This window comes from Ruegeria sp. AB7 (genome assembly GCF_056542625.1).
The window spans coordinates 755,982-769,862 of the sequence record NZ_JBQGAC010000001.1; the positions used below are offsets into that span (position 1 = coordinate 755,982).

The window sequence follows — 13,881 nt, forward strand, 5'->3', positions numbered from 1 at the left end:
TATCTGAACAAGTGTTCAGATCAGGAAGGAACCCGCCATGCAACTCTCAACCACAGCTGCGGTGATCACCGGCGGAGCCTCCGGCCTGGGTGAAGCTACAGCCCGTCACTTTGCCGAGAACGGCGCGCAGGTCACAATCCTTGACCGCAACGCCGAGCGTGGCCCGCAGGTCGCGGCTGAAATCGGCGGACATTTCGCGCAAACCGATGTGACGGATGAGGCCTCGGTCGCTTCAGCGATTGCACATGCGATGGACAAGATGGGTCGCATCACCGCCGCCGTGAACTGCGCCGGGATCGCGATCGGAGCCAAAACGGTTGGCAAAGACGGCCCCCACCCTCTGGAGGCGTTCCAGCGTACCATCGACATCAATCTGGTCGGCTCCTTCAACGTCTCGCGTCTTGCTGCCGCAGAGATGGCAAAGAATGATCCTGAACCAGATGGCGCGCGCGGCGTGATTATTAACACCGCCTCCATCGCCGCCTTTGACGGGCAAAAAGGTCAGGCGGCCTATGCAGCCTCGAAAGGCGGCGTGGTCGGCATGACGCTACCCATGGCGCGCGATCTGGCCTCGACTGGTATCCGTGTGATGGCCATCGCACCGGGCATCTTCATGACCCCGATGCTGGCCGGCCTGCCTGAAGAGGTGCAGCAACAGCTTGCGGCGGACGTCCCCAACCCTGCTCGCCTCGGCGACCCGCGCGAATACGGTCGTCTGGCCGGGTTCATCGTCGAGATGGGCTACCTGAACGGAGAGGTCATCCGCATCGACGGTGCCCTGCGGATGCGCTAAGACGGGTTTCATGACCGAGCGGCAGAAAATGGCGGCAGGCGAGTGGTATTGCTGCCTCGACCCCGAACTGGAAGTGCTTCGTATGAAAGCACGCCGCGCGGTCCATGCCCACAACACCTGCCCGCCCGATGACCGAGGGGCTATAGCTCCCGAATTGGCGGCGCTCTTTGCGGGGATCGGGCAAGATTGCTATTTTGAGGCTCCGTTCCACTGCGCTTATGGAATGAACCTGTCGCTGGGCGACCGGGTGTATCTGAATGCGGGCTGTGTCATTCTCGACACCGCGCCTGTTCGCATCGGCAGTGACTCGATGCTCGGCCCCACGGCACAGATCTATTGCGCCCAACACGCCAAAGACCCAGCCCTGCGCGCACAGGGTCTGGAAATCGACCACCCGGTGACAATCGGCGAAAACGTCTGGATCGGCGGTGGCGCGATCATCATGCCCGGCGTTACTATCGGAGACCGCGCCATCGTCGGCGCGGGCAGTGTCGTCACGAAGGACGTCCCCGCCGGAGCAACTGTTGTCGGTAACCCCGCCCGCCCCATTTGAGCACGCGCAAACCGGTGCATAGGTTTGTACAACTCAGACAATCTAGTCGATTGAGGTTGTACAACTCGGACTCAACCGGCTTCGGCCTTCTCTTCAAGCATCAGCCACTCTTCCTCAGCCGCTGACAGTTTTTCCTGCCGTTCGACCAGGGCATCGGTTGCCTTCTGGAACTTGATCGGTTCGCGTGTGAACAGCTCAGGATCAGACATCAGTTCTTCGAGCTTGGCGATCTCGGCTTCAAGGCGCGCGATCTCTGCTGGTAGCTTCTCAAGTCGGTGTTTCTCCGAGAACGACAGCCCTGCTTTTGCCTTCGCTTCTTGCTTCACTTTCGGTTTTAAAGGCCTTGCTTTTTCTTCCTTTTTCGCAACTACATCACCTCGCTGAGCGATGTAATCGGACCAACCACCAGCATAGACGGTCGCGCGCCCGTTGCCCTCCATGGCGATGGTTGTGGTCGCAACACGATCCAGAAAATCCCGATCGTGGCTAACGAGCAGCACCGTGCCATCATAGTCGTCCAGCAATTCCTGCAGCAGATCCAGCGTTTCGACATCCAGATCGTTGGTCGGTTCGTCCAGCACCAGCAGGTTCGATGTTTTCGCCATCAGTTTCGCCAACAGCAACCGGGCTTTTTCCCCACCAGACAAGGACTTAACAGCCGCTCTTGCCTGCGCGTCATCGAACAGAAACTCTTTGAGATAGCCCACTACATGCTTGGGTTGGCCGCCCACCATCACCTGATCGGCCTTGCCCGAGACCCGCATCTCGGGATCGCCGGTCAAGCTGTCCCACAGGCTCATTTCCGGGTCCAACTGTGCCCTCGCCTGATCGAACACGGCGATCTCAAGGTTAGTACCCAGCACCACCGAACCCTTGTCCGGTTCGACCTGACCTAGCAGCATTTTCAGCAACGTGGTCTTGCCCACACCGTTCGGCCCAACAAAGGCCACACGGTCACCGCGCTGAACCAGAAGATCGAAATTGCGCACGATCTGCTGAGAGTCAAATGCCTTTGAAACGCCATTGGCCTCGATGACCTTGCGGCCTGATTTCGGACCGGATTCCAACGTCATGGCAGCCGATCCCTGACGTTTGATCTGCGCTGCACGCTCGGCGCGCAAGGCTTGTAGCGCCCGGACACGACCCTGATTGCGCTTGCGGCGGGCGCTGATACCCTCGACGGCCCATCGCGACTCGGACTTGATCAAGCGATTCAGCTTGTGGCGCTGCTGATCCTCCTCTTCCCAGACCTTGTCCCGCCAGTTTTCAAAGGCCGCAAAGCCCTGTTCTTGCCGCCGCACAACTCCGCGATCGATCCACAGCGTCGCACGGGTCAACGCACGCAGGAAAGCGCGGTCATGCGAAATCAAAACATAAGCCGCGCGCGTCGAGCCCAACTCACGCTCCAACCACGCAATCGCCTCGATATCCAGGTGGTTCGTCGGTTCGTCCAGCAACATCAAGTCAGGCGCCTCGGCCATCAGCTTGGCCAAGGCGGCGCGTCGCCTTTCCCCACCCGAAGCGGTTTCGACCGCACGCTCAGGGTCGAATTTCAGCCCTTCGCCCGCGCGTTCGACCTTATACAGCTCACCCGGTTCCAACCCGCTTGAGGCATAGTCTCCAAGCGTCGCGAATCCCTGCATTCCGGGATCCTGCTCCATGTAACCCACTGATTTACCAGGAGGGATGACGATTTCACCCTGATCGGCCTCGACCAGCCCGGCCATCACTTTCATCAAGGTGGATTTGCCTGACCCGTTCCGCCCGACCAGCGCCACGCGATCACCTGGTTGAATCACAAGGTCCAGATCGGAAAACACCGGATCACCCCCGAACGTCAGAGAGATACCGGACATCTGCAATAAAGGAATTCTCGCCATACCCGCCAGCTAAACCGGCCAAAGCAAGGCGTCAACGCCCCAACTTCACCTTTTCCCAGATACTCAAATCACCCAGCCACCGCGCGCAGCAACCGTTTACGAGCTGGGGGAATTGCTCCGATTTCAAGGCCGGTGAACACATGCAGGGTGTTCATGTGCCTGTCTACCACCGCATGATCGCTGACCCACCCCCCCATCATCAGATAGGTGCGCAACAAGGGAGGCATCCGAAGCATCGCCTGTTTTACATCAGGGCGTCGGCGCAAGCGCGCCGCAAAGCGAAACACATCCGGCGCCTTGACTCGCGGCAACCATCGCCTTGGTGCCAGATGTCGGTGTTTGAGCATCGCAAAAGCGTCAAGATATTCGGCAGTTTCTGTTCCAGCGAATGACGAACAACCAAACAGCATTTCGATCCCGTTCTGATCGACATACGCCGTCATTGCGCCCCACGCGACACGCAAGATATCCGGATCATTGTAGTCCGGGTGGATACAGAACCGGCCCATCTCAACCATCGGTCCGGTAAAATCGCGTAGCGCCGACAGGTCATAGAACTGTGCCGAGTAGCTGAGTCCGATTTCAAAGCCGCCCTGCATTGTCAGCATACGGAAACAGCACACCAACGCCCCACCGGCCTGCAGATCTTCGACCAGAACATGGGCGCAGCGTGCATCAAAAGCATCACAATCCTGACCATCAGTAGCAAAGGTCAGCATCCTCAGCGTCTGCGCCGCCGCCACGTCTTGCTCGGTTTGCGCCAAGCGGGCGCGATATCGGCCCTTGTCCAACAAAACCGCCATGGTCGCATCCTCCTGCGGTTGCTGACCGGTCACATCTGTCTGGTCCTTACTACAGAATGTGTGACTGTCCTGTGACCACTGCAAGAGAATTGGTCGCTTTAGTTGTTTGCGCCAGGAATATTTGCCGGGTTGAAGTTGCCGATGTTACCCAGAAGCTGACGCAGGAAGCCTTTGTCTTCCACGTTGGAATCGGTCACGCGACGATCCAGCACGATGACATAGCCGTCTTCCAGGCCGAACCGCTCGATATTGCGAACGACACCGCGCTGATCAAAGCTGATCGCGACCAGTTCACGTGAAACGACCTCGGGTCGTTTGGGCCCATAATGACGGACGCGCGAGGCGACATAGTAATAGCCCGAATCCCGCACTACCCCCGCCGAGCTGGGCGCGCCGATGGTTTCTTCAACACTATCGCGGGTATCGACGCCGACCTTGATTTTGGCCAGATCCTCTGGCGGAGGCACGTAGCCGTGATTCTTGAAGATTGGTGAACATGCGCCCGCGACCGCCAGACAGGCCGCAAAGACAAGCGTTTTCGACGCTGGTTTCAACCTGTTCAAACCCTTCAACATGCACATCCTCTTGCCATGGCCCCTTGCGGACCCTATCCGATTACAGAAACCAAGGCTCCGGTTCAACACAGGAAAACCTCACGAATGAGCAACCAGACATCTTTACGCGTCGCAGACCTGCCGCAAAACGCTCCGACCCCGTTTGAGTTGCGCCCGACCGGCGACGCGCTGGAGGCCATAAAGCAAGAGCTCGGACTGCTTGGCCTGCGCAAGCTCAGCTTTGTCGGCGAATTGCGCGCGCAGGGCAAACGGGATTGGATGCTTTCTGGCAAGCTGGGCGCAACGGTGATCCAACCTTGTGTCGTGACGCTGGAACCTGTGACCACACGCATCGACAGCCCGGTGAGTCGCGTCTTTGTGGCCGATTGGAGCGATCCGGAAGAGCCCGAGTTCGAAATCCCCGAGGATGACGAGACCGAACCGCTTGGCCCCGAAATCGATCCTGCGCTGATCATGGTTGAAGCGCTGTCGCTGGCCCTGCCCCAATACCCACGGAAGGATGGAGTCGAGCTGGGCCAGATAGACTATACCGAACCGGGCAAACAGGCCCTCACAGATGAGGATGTAAAACCCTTCGCTGGTTTGGCGGGGCTGCGGGATGCGATGAAAAAAGACGAGTGACAGGCGAGGGATTTCCTGTCATAGCAGGCCGTCAGAAAAACCGCTTGAACATGACGAGAATCGCAGTATTTTCGCGCGCTCATTGGAATTTGGGTTGGACATTGCGGGGCAAGCCCCTTAAACGCGCGTCAAACCACGAGAAAACAAAGTACGTAACCCGGCTGACAGCGATTCTGTCAGCCCATATCAGACAAAGGTTGAGACCATGGCCGTCCAACAGAACAAAGTTTCCAAGTCGCGTCGCAACAACCGCCGCGCACACGACGCTCTGGTTGCTGCAAACCCGAACGAATGCCCGAACTGCGGCGAGCTGAAGCGCCCACACCACGTTTGCGCATCTTGCGGCCACTATGACGATCGTGAAGTCGTCGCTCAGGCCGACGAAATCGACCTGGACGAAGACGCGGCCTAAGCCTGATTGGACGCAGGCCAAGGCATGACGTATCAGCCCACGCAGACCGGACGGATCATCATCTCGGTTGACGCTATGGGCGGAGATTCGGGCCCTGCCGTCGTTGTGGCGGGCATTGCGAAATCTGCGGACAAGAACCCGAAGATCGGGTTCATCCTGCACGGTCAGGAACAGGAACTACGCAAGCTGGTTGCCAAACGGCGTGTCCTTGATGGGCGCGTCGATTTTCGTGATTGCCCGGACGTGGTCACGATGGAAGACAAACCAAGCCAGGTTGTCCGCAGCGGCAAGAGCACATCGATGTGGTCCGCTCTGGAAGCGGTGCGTGCAGGTGAAGCGCACGGCGCGGTGTCCTGCGGCAACACGGGCGCGCTGATGGCCATGTCCATGTTGCGGCTGCGCAAGCTGCCCGGCGTTAATCGCCCTGCCATCGCGATCCTGTGGCCCTCGCGCAATCCGCATGGGTTCAACGTGATGCTGGACGTCGGCGCAGATGTGCGCGCTGATGCCAAGGACCTGCTGCAATACGCGCTGATGGGGGCTTCATACGCGCGCAACGGTATGGCGCTCAGCCGCCCTCGGATCGGGTTGCTGAATGTCGGTACCGAAGAACACAAGGGCCGCGCCGAACTGAAAGAAGCCCACGCGATGATCTCGGACTTTGCCGATCAGGCGAACTTCGAGTTTGTGGGCTTTGTCGAGGGCAGCGATATCCCCGGCGACAAAGCTGACGTGATCGTGACCGACGGCTTCACTGGAAATGTCGCCATTAAAACCGGTGAAGGCACCGCTAACCTTATCGGTGATTTGCTGCGTGAGGCGTTCAAATACTCGCCTCTATCCCGGCTGGCCTCGATCCTGGCAATCACCTCGTTGAATCGTCTGAAAAAGCGGATAGACCCGCGCCGCGTCAATGGCGGCGTGTTCCTGGGACTCAACGGAACCGTGGTGAAATCCCACGGCGGAGCGGACGCAACCGGCGTTTCCGCAGCGGTTAAGCTGGCCTTCACTCTGGCTGAATCCGGTTTCGCCGAAAAATTGGCGGCACGGGTTGCATCAACAGCCGCACTTGCACAAGATGCGGCCCATTCCGTGTCTCAATCGGAATAATAACAAAAAAGGCAGTACCCCAGCATGGCAGGCCGCTCAGTTGTTGTAGGTGTCGGGCATTATTTGCCAGAGCGCGTTGTACCGAACTCTGAGTTCGAGAAAACGCTGGATACGACGGACGAATGGATTCGCACCCGGTCCGGGATCGAGCGGCGACACTTCGCGGCCGAGGACGAAACCACTTCCGATCTGGCCACCAAAGCGGCCGAAGCCGCACTGGCTGATGCCGGACTGACGGCGGATGATATCGACGCGATTGTACTGGCAACCTCCACAGCTGATCTGACCTTTCCTTCGGCGGCAACCATGGTACAGGCCCGGTTGGGCATGACCAAAGGTTTTGCCTTCGATGTACAGGCAGTCTGCGCAGGGTTTGTCTTTGCGCTCAGCAACGCCAACGCCCTGATCCTGTCCGGTCAGGCCAAGCGCGTACTGGTGATCGGCGCCGAGACCTTTTCACGAATCATGGACTGGACCGACCGGTCGACCTGCGTGCTGTTTGGCGATGGCGCGGGCGCACTGGTTCTGGAAGAGCAAGAGGGTCAGGGCACTTCGGATGATCGCGGTATTCTTGCGACCGACTTGAATTCGGACGGACGCTACAAAGACCTGCTCTATGTTGATGGCGGGGTTTCGACCCAATCCACCGGCCACTTGCGGATGCAGGGCAATCAGGTCTTCCGTCATGCGGTCGAGAAACTGGCCCGAACTGCCGAAGTCGCGCTGGAACGAGCCGGTTTGTCCAGCGATGATGTCGACTGGATCGTGCCGCATCAGGCCAATATCCGCATTATTCAGGGCACCGCCAAGAAGATGGGCCTGCCGATGGATAACGTCGTCGTCACCGTTCAGGACCATGGCAACACATCGGCAGCCTCCATCCCTCTGGCCCTGTCGGTGGGCAAGCAAAACGGCCAGATCAAAACCGGCGATCTGATCGTTACAGAGGCGATTGGTGGCGGTCTGGCCTGGGGGGCGGTCGCACTGCGTTGGTAACCGGCACAATCCGGCTTACAGAGCCTCCTGCAATTCATTGATATTGACAGCGAATTTTGCATAGCCATATGCTCAGACATCAACAGGGGAAAAAGCATGGGCGACAAAACACTGACCCGAATGGATCTGAGCGAGGCCGTCTTTCGTGAGGTTGGCTTGTCACGCAATGAAAGCGCACAGCTGGTCGAAAGCGTTCTGAACCACATGTCTGACGCGCTGGTGCGTGGCGAACAGGTCAAGATTTCGTCCTTCGGCACCTTCAGCGTTCGGGACAAAACTGCCCGTATCGGTCGCAACCCTAAAACCGGTGAAGAGGTTCCGATCCAGCCCCGTCGTGTACTGACATTCCGTCCGTCGCACCTGATGAAGGATCGCGTCGCCGCAGGGAACCGCAAGTAAGTTCAGGACATCTAGGTTATGAGTAAGTCCCCCGATGCCTTTCGCACCATAAGTGAAGTTGCGGACTGGCTCGGAGTTCAGGCTCATGTGCTGCGTTTCTGGGAAAGCCGGTTTACCCAAGTCAAACCCGTCAAACGCGCCGGTGGGCGGCGATATTATCGCCCCAATGATATGCGTCTGCTGGGCGGTATCAAGAAACTGCTGCACGAGGACGGGATTACCATCAAAGGTGTTCAGCGTATCCTTCGGGAACAGGGCGTTGCGCATGTTGCATCGCTTTCGCCCAATTTGGATGAAAACGCGCCCGCACCCAGCATCGACGATACTGTGGTTCCGTTCGCCTCAGCGCCGGAACCATCCGCAAACCAGATCGACATGGATTTGGGCGAACCCGCCCATTCCCCTGCCCCAGAGGCTCCGAGACCCGTCGCAACCCCCGAACCCAAACCGATACCGGCTGAGCTGGATGCAGCGCCGCTGATGGGTGGTATTGCCTCGCTGGCATGGAATCGTGACGAGTATGACGATGAGCTGTTGCACCAGATTGCACCCATCGCCAAGGACCTGCGCAGGTGGCTGGATCGCGTCGAACACCACACGGCGGGATAGCAAAAAAGGCGATGATTTCCTCTTGCCCCCGCCGGGAAAGTCTTTATGAACACCTCAACGTCGGGCTATGGCGCAGCCTGGTAGCGCGTCCGTCTGGGGGACGGAAGGTCGCAGGTTCGAGTCCTGCTAGCCCGACCAAATCACACCGACGTTTATGGCACATAGGCCAGATCCCGCTCTGGCAGCAGAGGGGATCGAGATGACAGGTGTTTGCCCAAATCAACAGCTTGAGGCGATGATTGCACGCGGTGAGATCGCCGCAAGCCCGGATATCATCCCTGCACAGGTGCAGCCCGCAAGCCTTGATCTACGTTTGGGAACAGTGGCTTACCGGGTGCGCGCCTCATTTCTGGCAGGCGAAGGACGGTCTGTTGCAGATCGTCTGGCCGAGTTTGAAATGCACCGCATCGACATCACTGAAGGCGCTGTTCTGGAAAAGGGCTGTGTCTATCTGGTGCCGCTGATGGAATCGCTCGCCCTGCCCGATGACATCAGTGCGGTGGCAAATGCCAAAAGCTCGACCGGGCGGCTCGACTTGCTCACGCGCACGATCACTGATGGCGGAACCGAGTTTGATCGGGTTCCCGCAGGCTACACAGGTCCGCTTTATGCCGAGATCTGCCCGCGATCGTTCTCGGTTCTGGTGCGCCCCGGAATGCGTCTGAATCAGATCCGTTTCCGCAAAGGTCAGGCGGTACTCAGCGACGCCGAGCTGACCGCGTTGCATGGTCAAACGCCGTTGGTTGATGGGCCAGCCGTCATTCAGGACGGGTTGGGGTTTTCGGTCGATCTGCAACTGCCCGATACCGATCTGGTCGGCTATCGCGCCAAGCCCCATACCGGGGTGATCGATCTGGATCGGATCGGCGAATACGACCCGCAGGAATACTGGGAAGAGGTGCATACCAAGGACGGTCGCATCATCCTCGACCCCGGCGCGTTCTACATTCTCGTCAGCCGCGAAGCGGTGCATATCCCGCCAATGTATGCTGCTGAAATGGCCCCATATCTCGCTATGGTCGGCGAGTTCCGGGTACATTACGCCGGATTCTTTGACCCGGGCTTTGGACATGCCGAAGCAGGCGGTGCCGGATCACGCGGGGTGCTGGAAGTGCGCTGCCACGAAGCGCCATTTGTGTTGGAACACGGACAAGTCGTCGGGCGCCTGGTTTATGAGAAGATGGCCGAAATGCCGACACAGCTATATGGTGCTGGGATTGCCTCGAACTATCAGGGTCAAGGCCTGAAACTGTCCAAGCATTTCAAAGCTGTGGGCTGAGTTTCAGAACTTCATGAACCGACGCATCTGACGCGACACCTGACGCATCTGCTTTGCGCTTTGATTTTGGCGCTTGGTCGCATCGCGCATCTGGCGATCCGCCTCGGGGCCATTCTCAACATCAGACTGACCCGGTTTGCGACCCACCTTGCTGGCCATATCAATACCCTTGTCCACACCGTGGTTCACCAGGCGACGCATCACCCGGCGCACGATCATATCGATGATCCGATTGGCATTCATTGGCTCAACTCCGTTATGTGCACCCTAGGATAGGTGCGATCTGCGGCAATAAAAGGGCCGTCCGATCACTCTTCTTCGAACAGCTCGGTTTGATCTTCGTCCTCGTCATCACCCTTTCCTTCGCCCAGCGGCACAGCACCAGGGGGTGGGCGATTCTCCAACAGTCCGGCTGCGCGCAACTCCTTCAGGCCCGGCAGGTCACGGGCGTTTTCCAGCCCGAAATGATCCAGAAACTCAGGCGTTACGACGAATGTCACCGGACGGCCTGGTGTCATGCGACGGCGGCCCAGTCGGATCCACTCCATCTCAAGCAGTTGATCAATGGTGCCGCGCGAAACGGACACGCCCCGGATTTCCTCGATCTCCGCACGCGTGCAGGGCTGGTGATAAGCCACGATCGCCAGCGTTTCGATGGCCGCCCGGCTAAGCTTGCGGGTCTCAACCGTTTCCTTCTGCATCAGGAAGCCAAGATCGGGGGCTGTGCGGATCGCCCAAGCCTCACCAACGCGCACCACACGCACCCCGCGCCCTTCGTACCGTTTCTGAAGCGATTCAACAGCTTGCGCGGCATTGCTGCCATGGGGCATCCGCGCTTCAAGATCACCAATCGTCACTGGCTCGGCGCTGGCAAACAGCACGGCCTCGACCATACGTTCCTGTTCCGCCAAGGGCGGCGCTTCGAACAGTGTGCCTGTCTCTTCGTTGGCGTCAGTCACGTGTCTCAGTCCTCTTACGCAGATGGATCGGCGCAAAGGTGTCGCTTTGCTTGATCTCCATATGTCCTTCTTTCACCAGCTCAAGCGAGGCTGCGAAGGTTGCAGCCGTGGCAGAGCGTCGCCGAACCGGATCAGCATCCCAGCCTTCGGGCAGGTAGGTCTCCATATCCGTCCACGCACCGGCAAAGCCTATCAGGGGCCGCATCCGCTCAAGCGCTTGTTCCATGGTGAAAACGGCGTCGCGGTCCATGACGAAGGGTCGGAACTCGTCGCGCGTGCGGATACGCGCATAGCCCTGCATCAGGTCCAGCAGTGTGGCGGAATAGGTCACGGTGCGGATACGCGTAACATCCTCACCCTGCCCGCGTTTGAAAAAATCGCGGCCCAATTGATCACGCGCCATCAGGCGCGCAGCGGCATCGCGCATGGCCTGCAAACGCTCCAATTGGAATGCGAGGTGCGCGGCGAGTTCCTCGCCCGATGGGCCTTCATCATCCGGGTCCGGGGGCAGCAGCAAACGGGATTTGAGGAAAGCTAGCCAAGCGGCCATCACCAGATAGTCGGCGGCCAGTTCGATCCTCAACTGACGCGCTTTTTCGACAAAGGTCAGATACTGTTGCGCTAACGCCAGAACCGAGATTTTGCGCAAGTCCACTTTTTGCGTACGCGAAAGTGTCAAAAGCACATCGAGCGGACCCTCAAACCCGTCGACGTCCACAATCAAAGCCTCGGCGGCCAGCCGATCGGCAACCGAGACCGGGTCTTCGCTGAAAAGGTTATCCTGCATATACCTGCCCGCCCATTAGGGCAGATAGTTCCGCCTCGGCGGCTTGGATGTCAAGTTCCTGTGGCGGCTGGCGTCGAGCCAACGCCCGATCTGCGCGGGCTTGTGCCGCATCCGACATCTCACCAGCGGCTTCGAGCACCTTAGCACGCTCTTCAAAGGCCCCGTTGCAGTGCAAAGTAACATCGCATCCAGCGTCCAGTGCCTGTCGGGCCAAGTCGGCGGGCGCGCCGTTCAGGGCTTTCATCGTGATATCGTCGGTCATAATCAGACCGTCGAAACCGATGCGCTCCCTAATCAAAGTCATCATTCCAGCAGAAATCGTTGCGGGCCGTGGATCGATCTGGTCATAAACCAAATGCGCCGTCATCCCCATCGGCAAGTCGTTCAGCGCGCGGAATGGTGCAAAATCTGCTGCTTCCAGTGCACTTAGAGAAAGATCCACATGCGGCAACTCGTGATGACTGTCGAGCGTTGACAGACCGTGGCCGGGCATGTGCTTTACTACCGGCAACACTCCGCCATCAAAGTGTCCGTTGGCAACGGCTCGACCAATCGCGGAAACCTTTTCGGGATCAGACCCATAGCAGCGGTTCTTCAGGAACGCATGAGTACCCTCGCGGGCCAGATCGACCATCGGCGCACAATTGCTGTCGATGCCCAATCCCAGCAGTTCATGCGCGATCAGACGATAGCGCAGATACATCGCGCGCTCGGCCTGATCTCCGGCATGCGCGACATGATCCAAAGGGGGCAACCATTCACGGGCTAAAGGTGCGCGCAGACGTTGTACGCGGCCCCCCTCCTGATCGACTGTGATTAGGCAATTTCGGCCAACCGCCTCGCGGAAGTCCTCGCACAAGGCGCGGGTCTGGTCAGCGGATTCGATGTTGCGGGCAAACAGAATGAACCCGAACGGGTTCATCTCTTTGAACAAAGCTTTTTCATCCGGCGTCAGGCGCAGCCCTTCGGCATCGGTGATAACCGCGCCAAATCTCACCGGACGGCGACCGGGATACAGTCTGCACCCTGCGCGACTAGGGCCGCGCAAAACTGGCGCGAGTCGCTCAGATCATCAAACCCCATGACACGCAGGCGATAGAAGGTTCGTCCTCCGCTTGAGGTCTTCTGTATAACACGCTGTTTTCCATCCATATATTCTCCAAATCGGCCATTCAAACGAGCCCATTCGGCCTGCGCCACATCGGCGCTTTCGTATGCCCCAAGCTGAGCAAGTCGCGTGCCTTTGGTCAATGTATCGGGATCAACATCCAGACCAACAGCAGCCTTTACTGCAGCATTGATCGCAGCTTCCGTAGCGCTGTTGGACGAAATAGAACTTGGCGTAGCGCGGGCTGGACGCACATGCGGACGCAGCGACCGGCGCACACCAGGCAGTGCAGCAATCTTAGGGTCGGGCTGTTGCGCTGCGTAATCAGCCGGATCAATCGCGGGCTCGTCTTCGGGCGTGACCAGGGAAGCCAATTGCACGCCCTGCTCAGGCGCCTGTTCGGGCAGAGGTTCGGCGGCGAGCCCTTCGGCCAGAGCGTTCACGATCGCCTGATCAGTGGCAGGTTCCTCAATCACTTGCACTGCATTTGTGGCCTCAAGCGCGGTCATGGGCGTGTCTTCATCAGTCAGAGACACGGGACGCGGTGCGAGGATCAGACGATCTGCCGGCGGTGCAGCAGTCCCGACAGCGGCAACTGCATTCACCGCTAGGCCCTGATGATCAGCAGGCGTCCCGCCGGGATTTTCGGGCTGCACGCGCATGGGTCCTTCGGCGGCACGCACGACCGGTACCCCGCTGACGTCGCGCATGATCAGTTGGTAGCCCCAAACGCCGACTCCGGCGACCAGCGCCAAAGACGCAACCGCCCCAAGCACGTTGACAATACGGCCCAGCCCAGCGCCTGCGCGCGGGGCGTCATCATAGCTATAGCTTTCATCAGGATAATCATACGCATCTTCAGGATGCGATTGATTCGAGTAATGCATCTGCTCGGGGCTATGCTGCCCCGAGTAATCGTAACGTGCCATTTCCGCCTCACCGCCCGATTGCGCCGTAAAAAGTGGCGCGCGGGTCATTTCTTGTCTGCCTCAGACCG

At 58.8% G+C, this 13,881-nt stretch carries 17 protein-coding genes and 1 tRNA gene; 10 read left to right on the forward strand and 8 right to left on the reverse strand.

Annotation, left to right across the window (positions count from 1 at the left end):
• The first annotated feature begins 37 nt into the window (after positions 1 to 37).
• Both ACR0EN_RS03810 and ACR0EN_RS03815 read left to right on the forward strand, forming a co-directional pair.
• Positions 38 to 793, forward strand: coding sequence for a 3-hydroxyacyl-CoA dehydrogenase (locus tag ACR0EN_RS03810; protein WP_480585275.1), 756 nt, complete (start codon positions 38 to 40; stop codon positions 791 to 793).
• Between the two features lie 10 nt (positions 794 to 803).
• A complete protein-coding gene (locus ACR0EN_RS03815; RefSeq protein WP_170817865.1) occupies positions 804 to 1,346 on the forward strand; it encodes a sugar O-acetyltransferase in 543 nt (180 codons plus the stop codon).
• Positions 1,347 to 1,417: 71 nt separating this feature from the next.
• Here the strand turns inward: ACR0EN_RS03815 and ACR0EN_RS03820 are convergent, their stop codons facing one another.
• The 3 genes from ACR0EN_RS03820 to ACR0EN_RS03830 all read right to left on the reverse strand — a co-directional run bounded on the left by ACR0EN_RS03820 (position 1,418) and on the right by ACR0EN_RS03830 (position 4,604).
• Entirely contained in the window at positions 1,418 to 3,226 is a 1,809-nt protein-coding gene (locus ACR0EN_RS03820) for an ABC-F family ATP-binding cassette domain-containing protein (RefSeq protein ID WP_480585278.1), read from the reverse strand.
• Between the two features lie 68 nt (positions 3,227 to 3,294).
• Positions 3,295 to 4,029: a GNAT family N-acyltransferase gene (locus tag ACR0EN_RS03825; RefSeq protein WP_170510766.1), complete on the reverse strand. Its 735-nt coding sequence runs from the start codon at positions 4,027 to 4,029 to the stop codon at positions 3,295 to 3,297.
• Positions 4,030 to 4,127: 98 nt separating this feature from the next.
• Positions 4,128 to 4,604, reverse strand: coding sequence for an outer membrane protein assembly factor BamE (locus ACR0EN_RS03830; RefSeq protein WP_170396685.1), 477 nt, complete (start codon positions 4,602 to 4,604; stop codon positions 4,128 to 4,130).
• A gap of 84 nt (positions 4,605 to 4,688) precedes the next feature.
• Here ACR0EN_RS03830 and ACR0EN_RS03835 point away from each other — a divergent pair, with 84 nt between their 5' ends.
• The 8 genes from ACR0EN_RS03835 to ACR0EN_RS03870 all read left to right on the forward strand — a co-directional run bounded on the left by ACR0EN_RS03835 (position 4,689) and on the right by ACR0EN_RS03870 (position 10,030).
• Positions 4,689 to 5,225 (forward strand): YceD family protein, encoded by a 537-nt coding sequence (locus ACR0EN_RS03835; RefSeq protein WP_480585280.1) that lies wholly within the window; start codon positions 4,689 to 4,691, stop codon positions 5,223 to 5,225.
• A 205-nt stretch (positions 5,226 to 5,430) separates the two neighbouring features.
• On the forward strand, positions 5,431 to 5,637 hold the full coding sequence (gene rpmF, locus ACR0EN_RS03840; RefSeq protein ID WP_008756996.1) for a 50S ribosomal protein L32: 207 nt from the start codon (positions 5,431 to 5,433) through the stop codon (positions 5,635 to 5,637).
• Positions 5,638 to 5,661: 24 nt separating this feature from the next.
• Positions 5,662 to 6,747 (forward strand): phosphate acyltransferase PlsX, encoded by a 1,086-nt coding sequence (gene plsX / locus ACR0EN_RS03845; RefSeq protein ID WP_480585283.1) that lies wholly within the window; start codon positions 5,662 to 5,664, stop codon positions 6,745 to 6,747.
• 24 nt (positions 6,748 to 6,771) lie between these two features.
• Positions 6,772 to 7,743 carry a beta-ketoacyl-ACP synthase III gene (locus ACR0EN_RS03850; RefSeq protein WP_170406350.1) on the forward strand — a complete coding sequence of 324 codons (972 nt, stop codon included), beginning with the start codon at positions 6,772 to 6,774 and terminating at the stop codon, positions 7,741 to 7,743.
• Positions 7,744 to 7,839: 96 nt separating this feature from the next.
• Positions 7,840 to 8,142, forward strand: coding sequence for an integration host factor subunit alpha (ihfA, locus tag ACR0EN_RS03855; RefSeq protein WP_008755922.1), 303 nt, complete (start codon positions 7,840 to 7,842; stop codon positions 8,140 to 8,142).
• Positions 8,143 to 8,160: 18 nt separating this feature from the next.
• Positions 8,161 to 8,751, forward strand: a complete 591-nt coding sequence (locus ACR0EN_RS03860) for a MerR family transcriptional regulator (protein WP_170509407.1) — start codon at positions 8,161 to 8,163, stop codon at positions 8,749 to 8,751.
• 61 nt (positions 8,752 to 8,812) lie between these two features.
• A tRNA-Pro gene (locus ACR0EN_RS03865) sits at positions 8,813 to 8,889 on the forward strand.
• A gap of 61 nt (positions 8,890 to 8,950) precedes the next feature.
• Positions 8,951 to 10,030: a 2'-deoxycytidine 5'-triphosphate deaminase gene (locus ACR0EN_RS03870; protein WP_170396675.1), complete on the forward strand. Its 1,080-nt coding sequence runs from the start codon at positions 8,951 to 8,953 to the stop codon at positions 10,028 to 10,030.
• Between the two features lie 3 nt (positions 10,031 to 10,033).
• On the opposite strand, the gene ACR0EN_RS03875 is transcribed toward ACR0EN_RS03870, so the two are convergent.
• The 5 genes from ACR0EN_RS03875 to ACR0EN_RS03895 form a co-directional block, all read right to left on the reverse strand.
• Positions 10,034 to 10,273 carry a hypothetical protein gene (locus tag ACR0EN_RS03875; RefSeq protein ID WP_170396673.1) on the reverse strand — a complete coding sequence of 80 codons (240 nt, stop codon included), beginning with the start codon at positions 10,271 to 10,273 and terminating at the stop codon, positions 10,034 to 10,036.
• 65 nt (positions 10,274 to 10,338) lie between these two features.
• Positions 10,339 to 10,989, reverse strand: a complete 651-nt coding sequence (gene scpB, locus ACR0EN_RS03880; protein ID WP_170422113.1) for an SMC-Scp complex subunit ScpB — start codon at positions 10,987 to 10,989, stop codon at positions 10,339 to 10,341.
• Positions 10,982 to 11,776, reverse strand: coding sequence for a segregation and condensation protein A (locus tag ACR0EN_RS03885; protein ID WP_170626808.1), 795 nt, complete (start codon positions 11,774 to 11,776; stop codon positions 10,982 to 10,984). Before ACR0EN_RS03885 ends, scpB begins: the two co-directional genes overlap by 8 nt.
• Positions 11,766 to 12,773 (reverse strand): beta-N-acetylhexosaminidase, encoded by a 1,008-nt coding sequence (nagZ, locus tag ACR0EN_RS03890; protein ID WP_170396666.1) that lies wholly within the window; start codon positions 12,771 to 12,773, stop codon positions 11,766 to 11,768. Before nagZ ends, ACR0EN_RS03885 begins: the two co-directional genes overlap by 11 nt.
• Positions 12,770 to 13,861, reverse strand: a complete 1,092-nt coding sequence (locus ACR0EN_RS03895) for an SPOR domain-containing protein (protein ID WP_480585286.1) — start codon at positions 13,859 to 13,861, stop codon at positions 12,770 to 12,772. Before ACR0EN_RS03895 ends, nagZ begins: the two co-directional genes overlap by 4 nt.
• Between the last annotated feature and the right edge of the window lie 20 nt (positions 13,862 to 13,881).

Bases quoted from the DNA above. Each gene is read 5' to 3' on its own strand.
- ACR0EN_RS03885 (WP_170626808.1), bottom strand. From the start codon at position 11,776: ATGCAGGATAACCTTTTCAGCGAAGACCCGGTCTCGGTTGCCGATCGG.
- ACR0EN_RS03860 (WP_170509407.1), top strand. From the start codon at position 8,161: ATGAGTAAGTCCCCCGATGCCTTTCGCACCATAAGTGAAGTTGCGGAC.
- ACR0EN_RS03825 (WP_170510766.1), bottom strand. From the start codon at position 4,029: ATGGCGGTTTTGTTGGACAAGGGCCGATATCGCGCCCGCTTGGCGCAA.
- ACR0EN_RS03895 (WP_480585286.1), bottom strand. From the start codon at position 13,861: ATGACCCGCGCGCCACTTTTTACGGCGCAATCGGGCGGTGAGGCGGAA.
- ACR0EN_RS03870 (WP_170396675.1), top strand. From the start codon at position 8,951: ATGACAGGTGTTTGCCCAAATCAACAGCTTGAGGCGATGATTGCACGC.
- ACR0EN_RS03810 (WP_480585275.1), top strand. From the start codon at position 38: ATGCAACTCTCAACCACAGCTGCGGTGATCACCGGCGGAGCCTCCGGC.
- rpmF (WP_008756996.1), top strand. From the start codon at position 5,431: ATGGCCGTCCAACAGAACAAAGTTTCCAAGTCGCGTCGCAACAACCGC.
- ihfA (WP_008755922.1), top strand. From the start codon at position 7,840: ATGGGCGACAAAACACTGACCCGAATGGATCTGAGCGAGGCCGTCTTT.
- ACR0EN_RS03830 (WP_170396685.1), bottom strand. From the start codon at position 4,604: ATGTTGAAGGGTTTGAACAGGTTGAAACCAGCGTCGAAAACGCTTGTC.
- ACR0EN_RS03820 (WP_480585278.1), bottom strand. From the start codon at position 3,226: ATGGCGAGAATTCCTTTATTGCAGATGTCCGGTATCTCTCTGACGTTC.
- ACR0EN_RS03835 (WP_480585280.1), top strand. From the start codon at position 4,689: ATGAGCAACCAGACATCTTTACGCGTCGCAGACCTGCCGCAAAACGCT.
- ACR0EN_RS03850 (WP_170406350.1), top strand. From the start codon at position 6,772: ATGGCAGGCCGCTCAGTTGTTGTAGGTGTCGGGCATTATTTGCCAGAG.
- ACR0EN_RS03875 (WP_170396673.1), bottom strand. From the start codon at position 10,273: ATGAATGCCAATCGGATCATCGATATGATCGTGCGCCGGGTGATGCGT.
- plsX (WP_480585283.1), top strand. From the start codon at position 5,662: ATGACGTATCAGCCCACGCAGACCGGACGGATCATCATCTCGGTTGAC.
- ACR0EN_RS03815 (WP_170817865.1), top strand. From the start codon at position 804: ATGACCGAGCGGCAGAAAATGGCGGCAGGCGAGTGGTATTGCTGCCTC.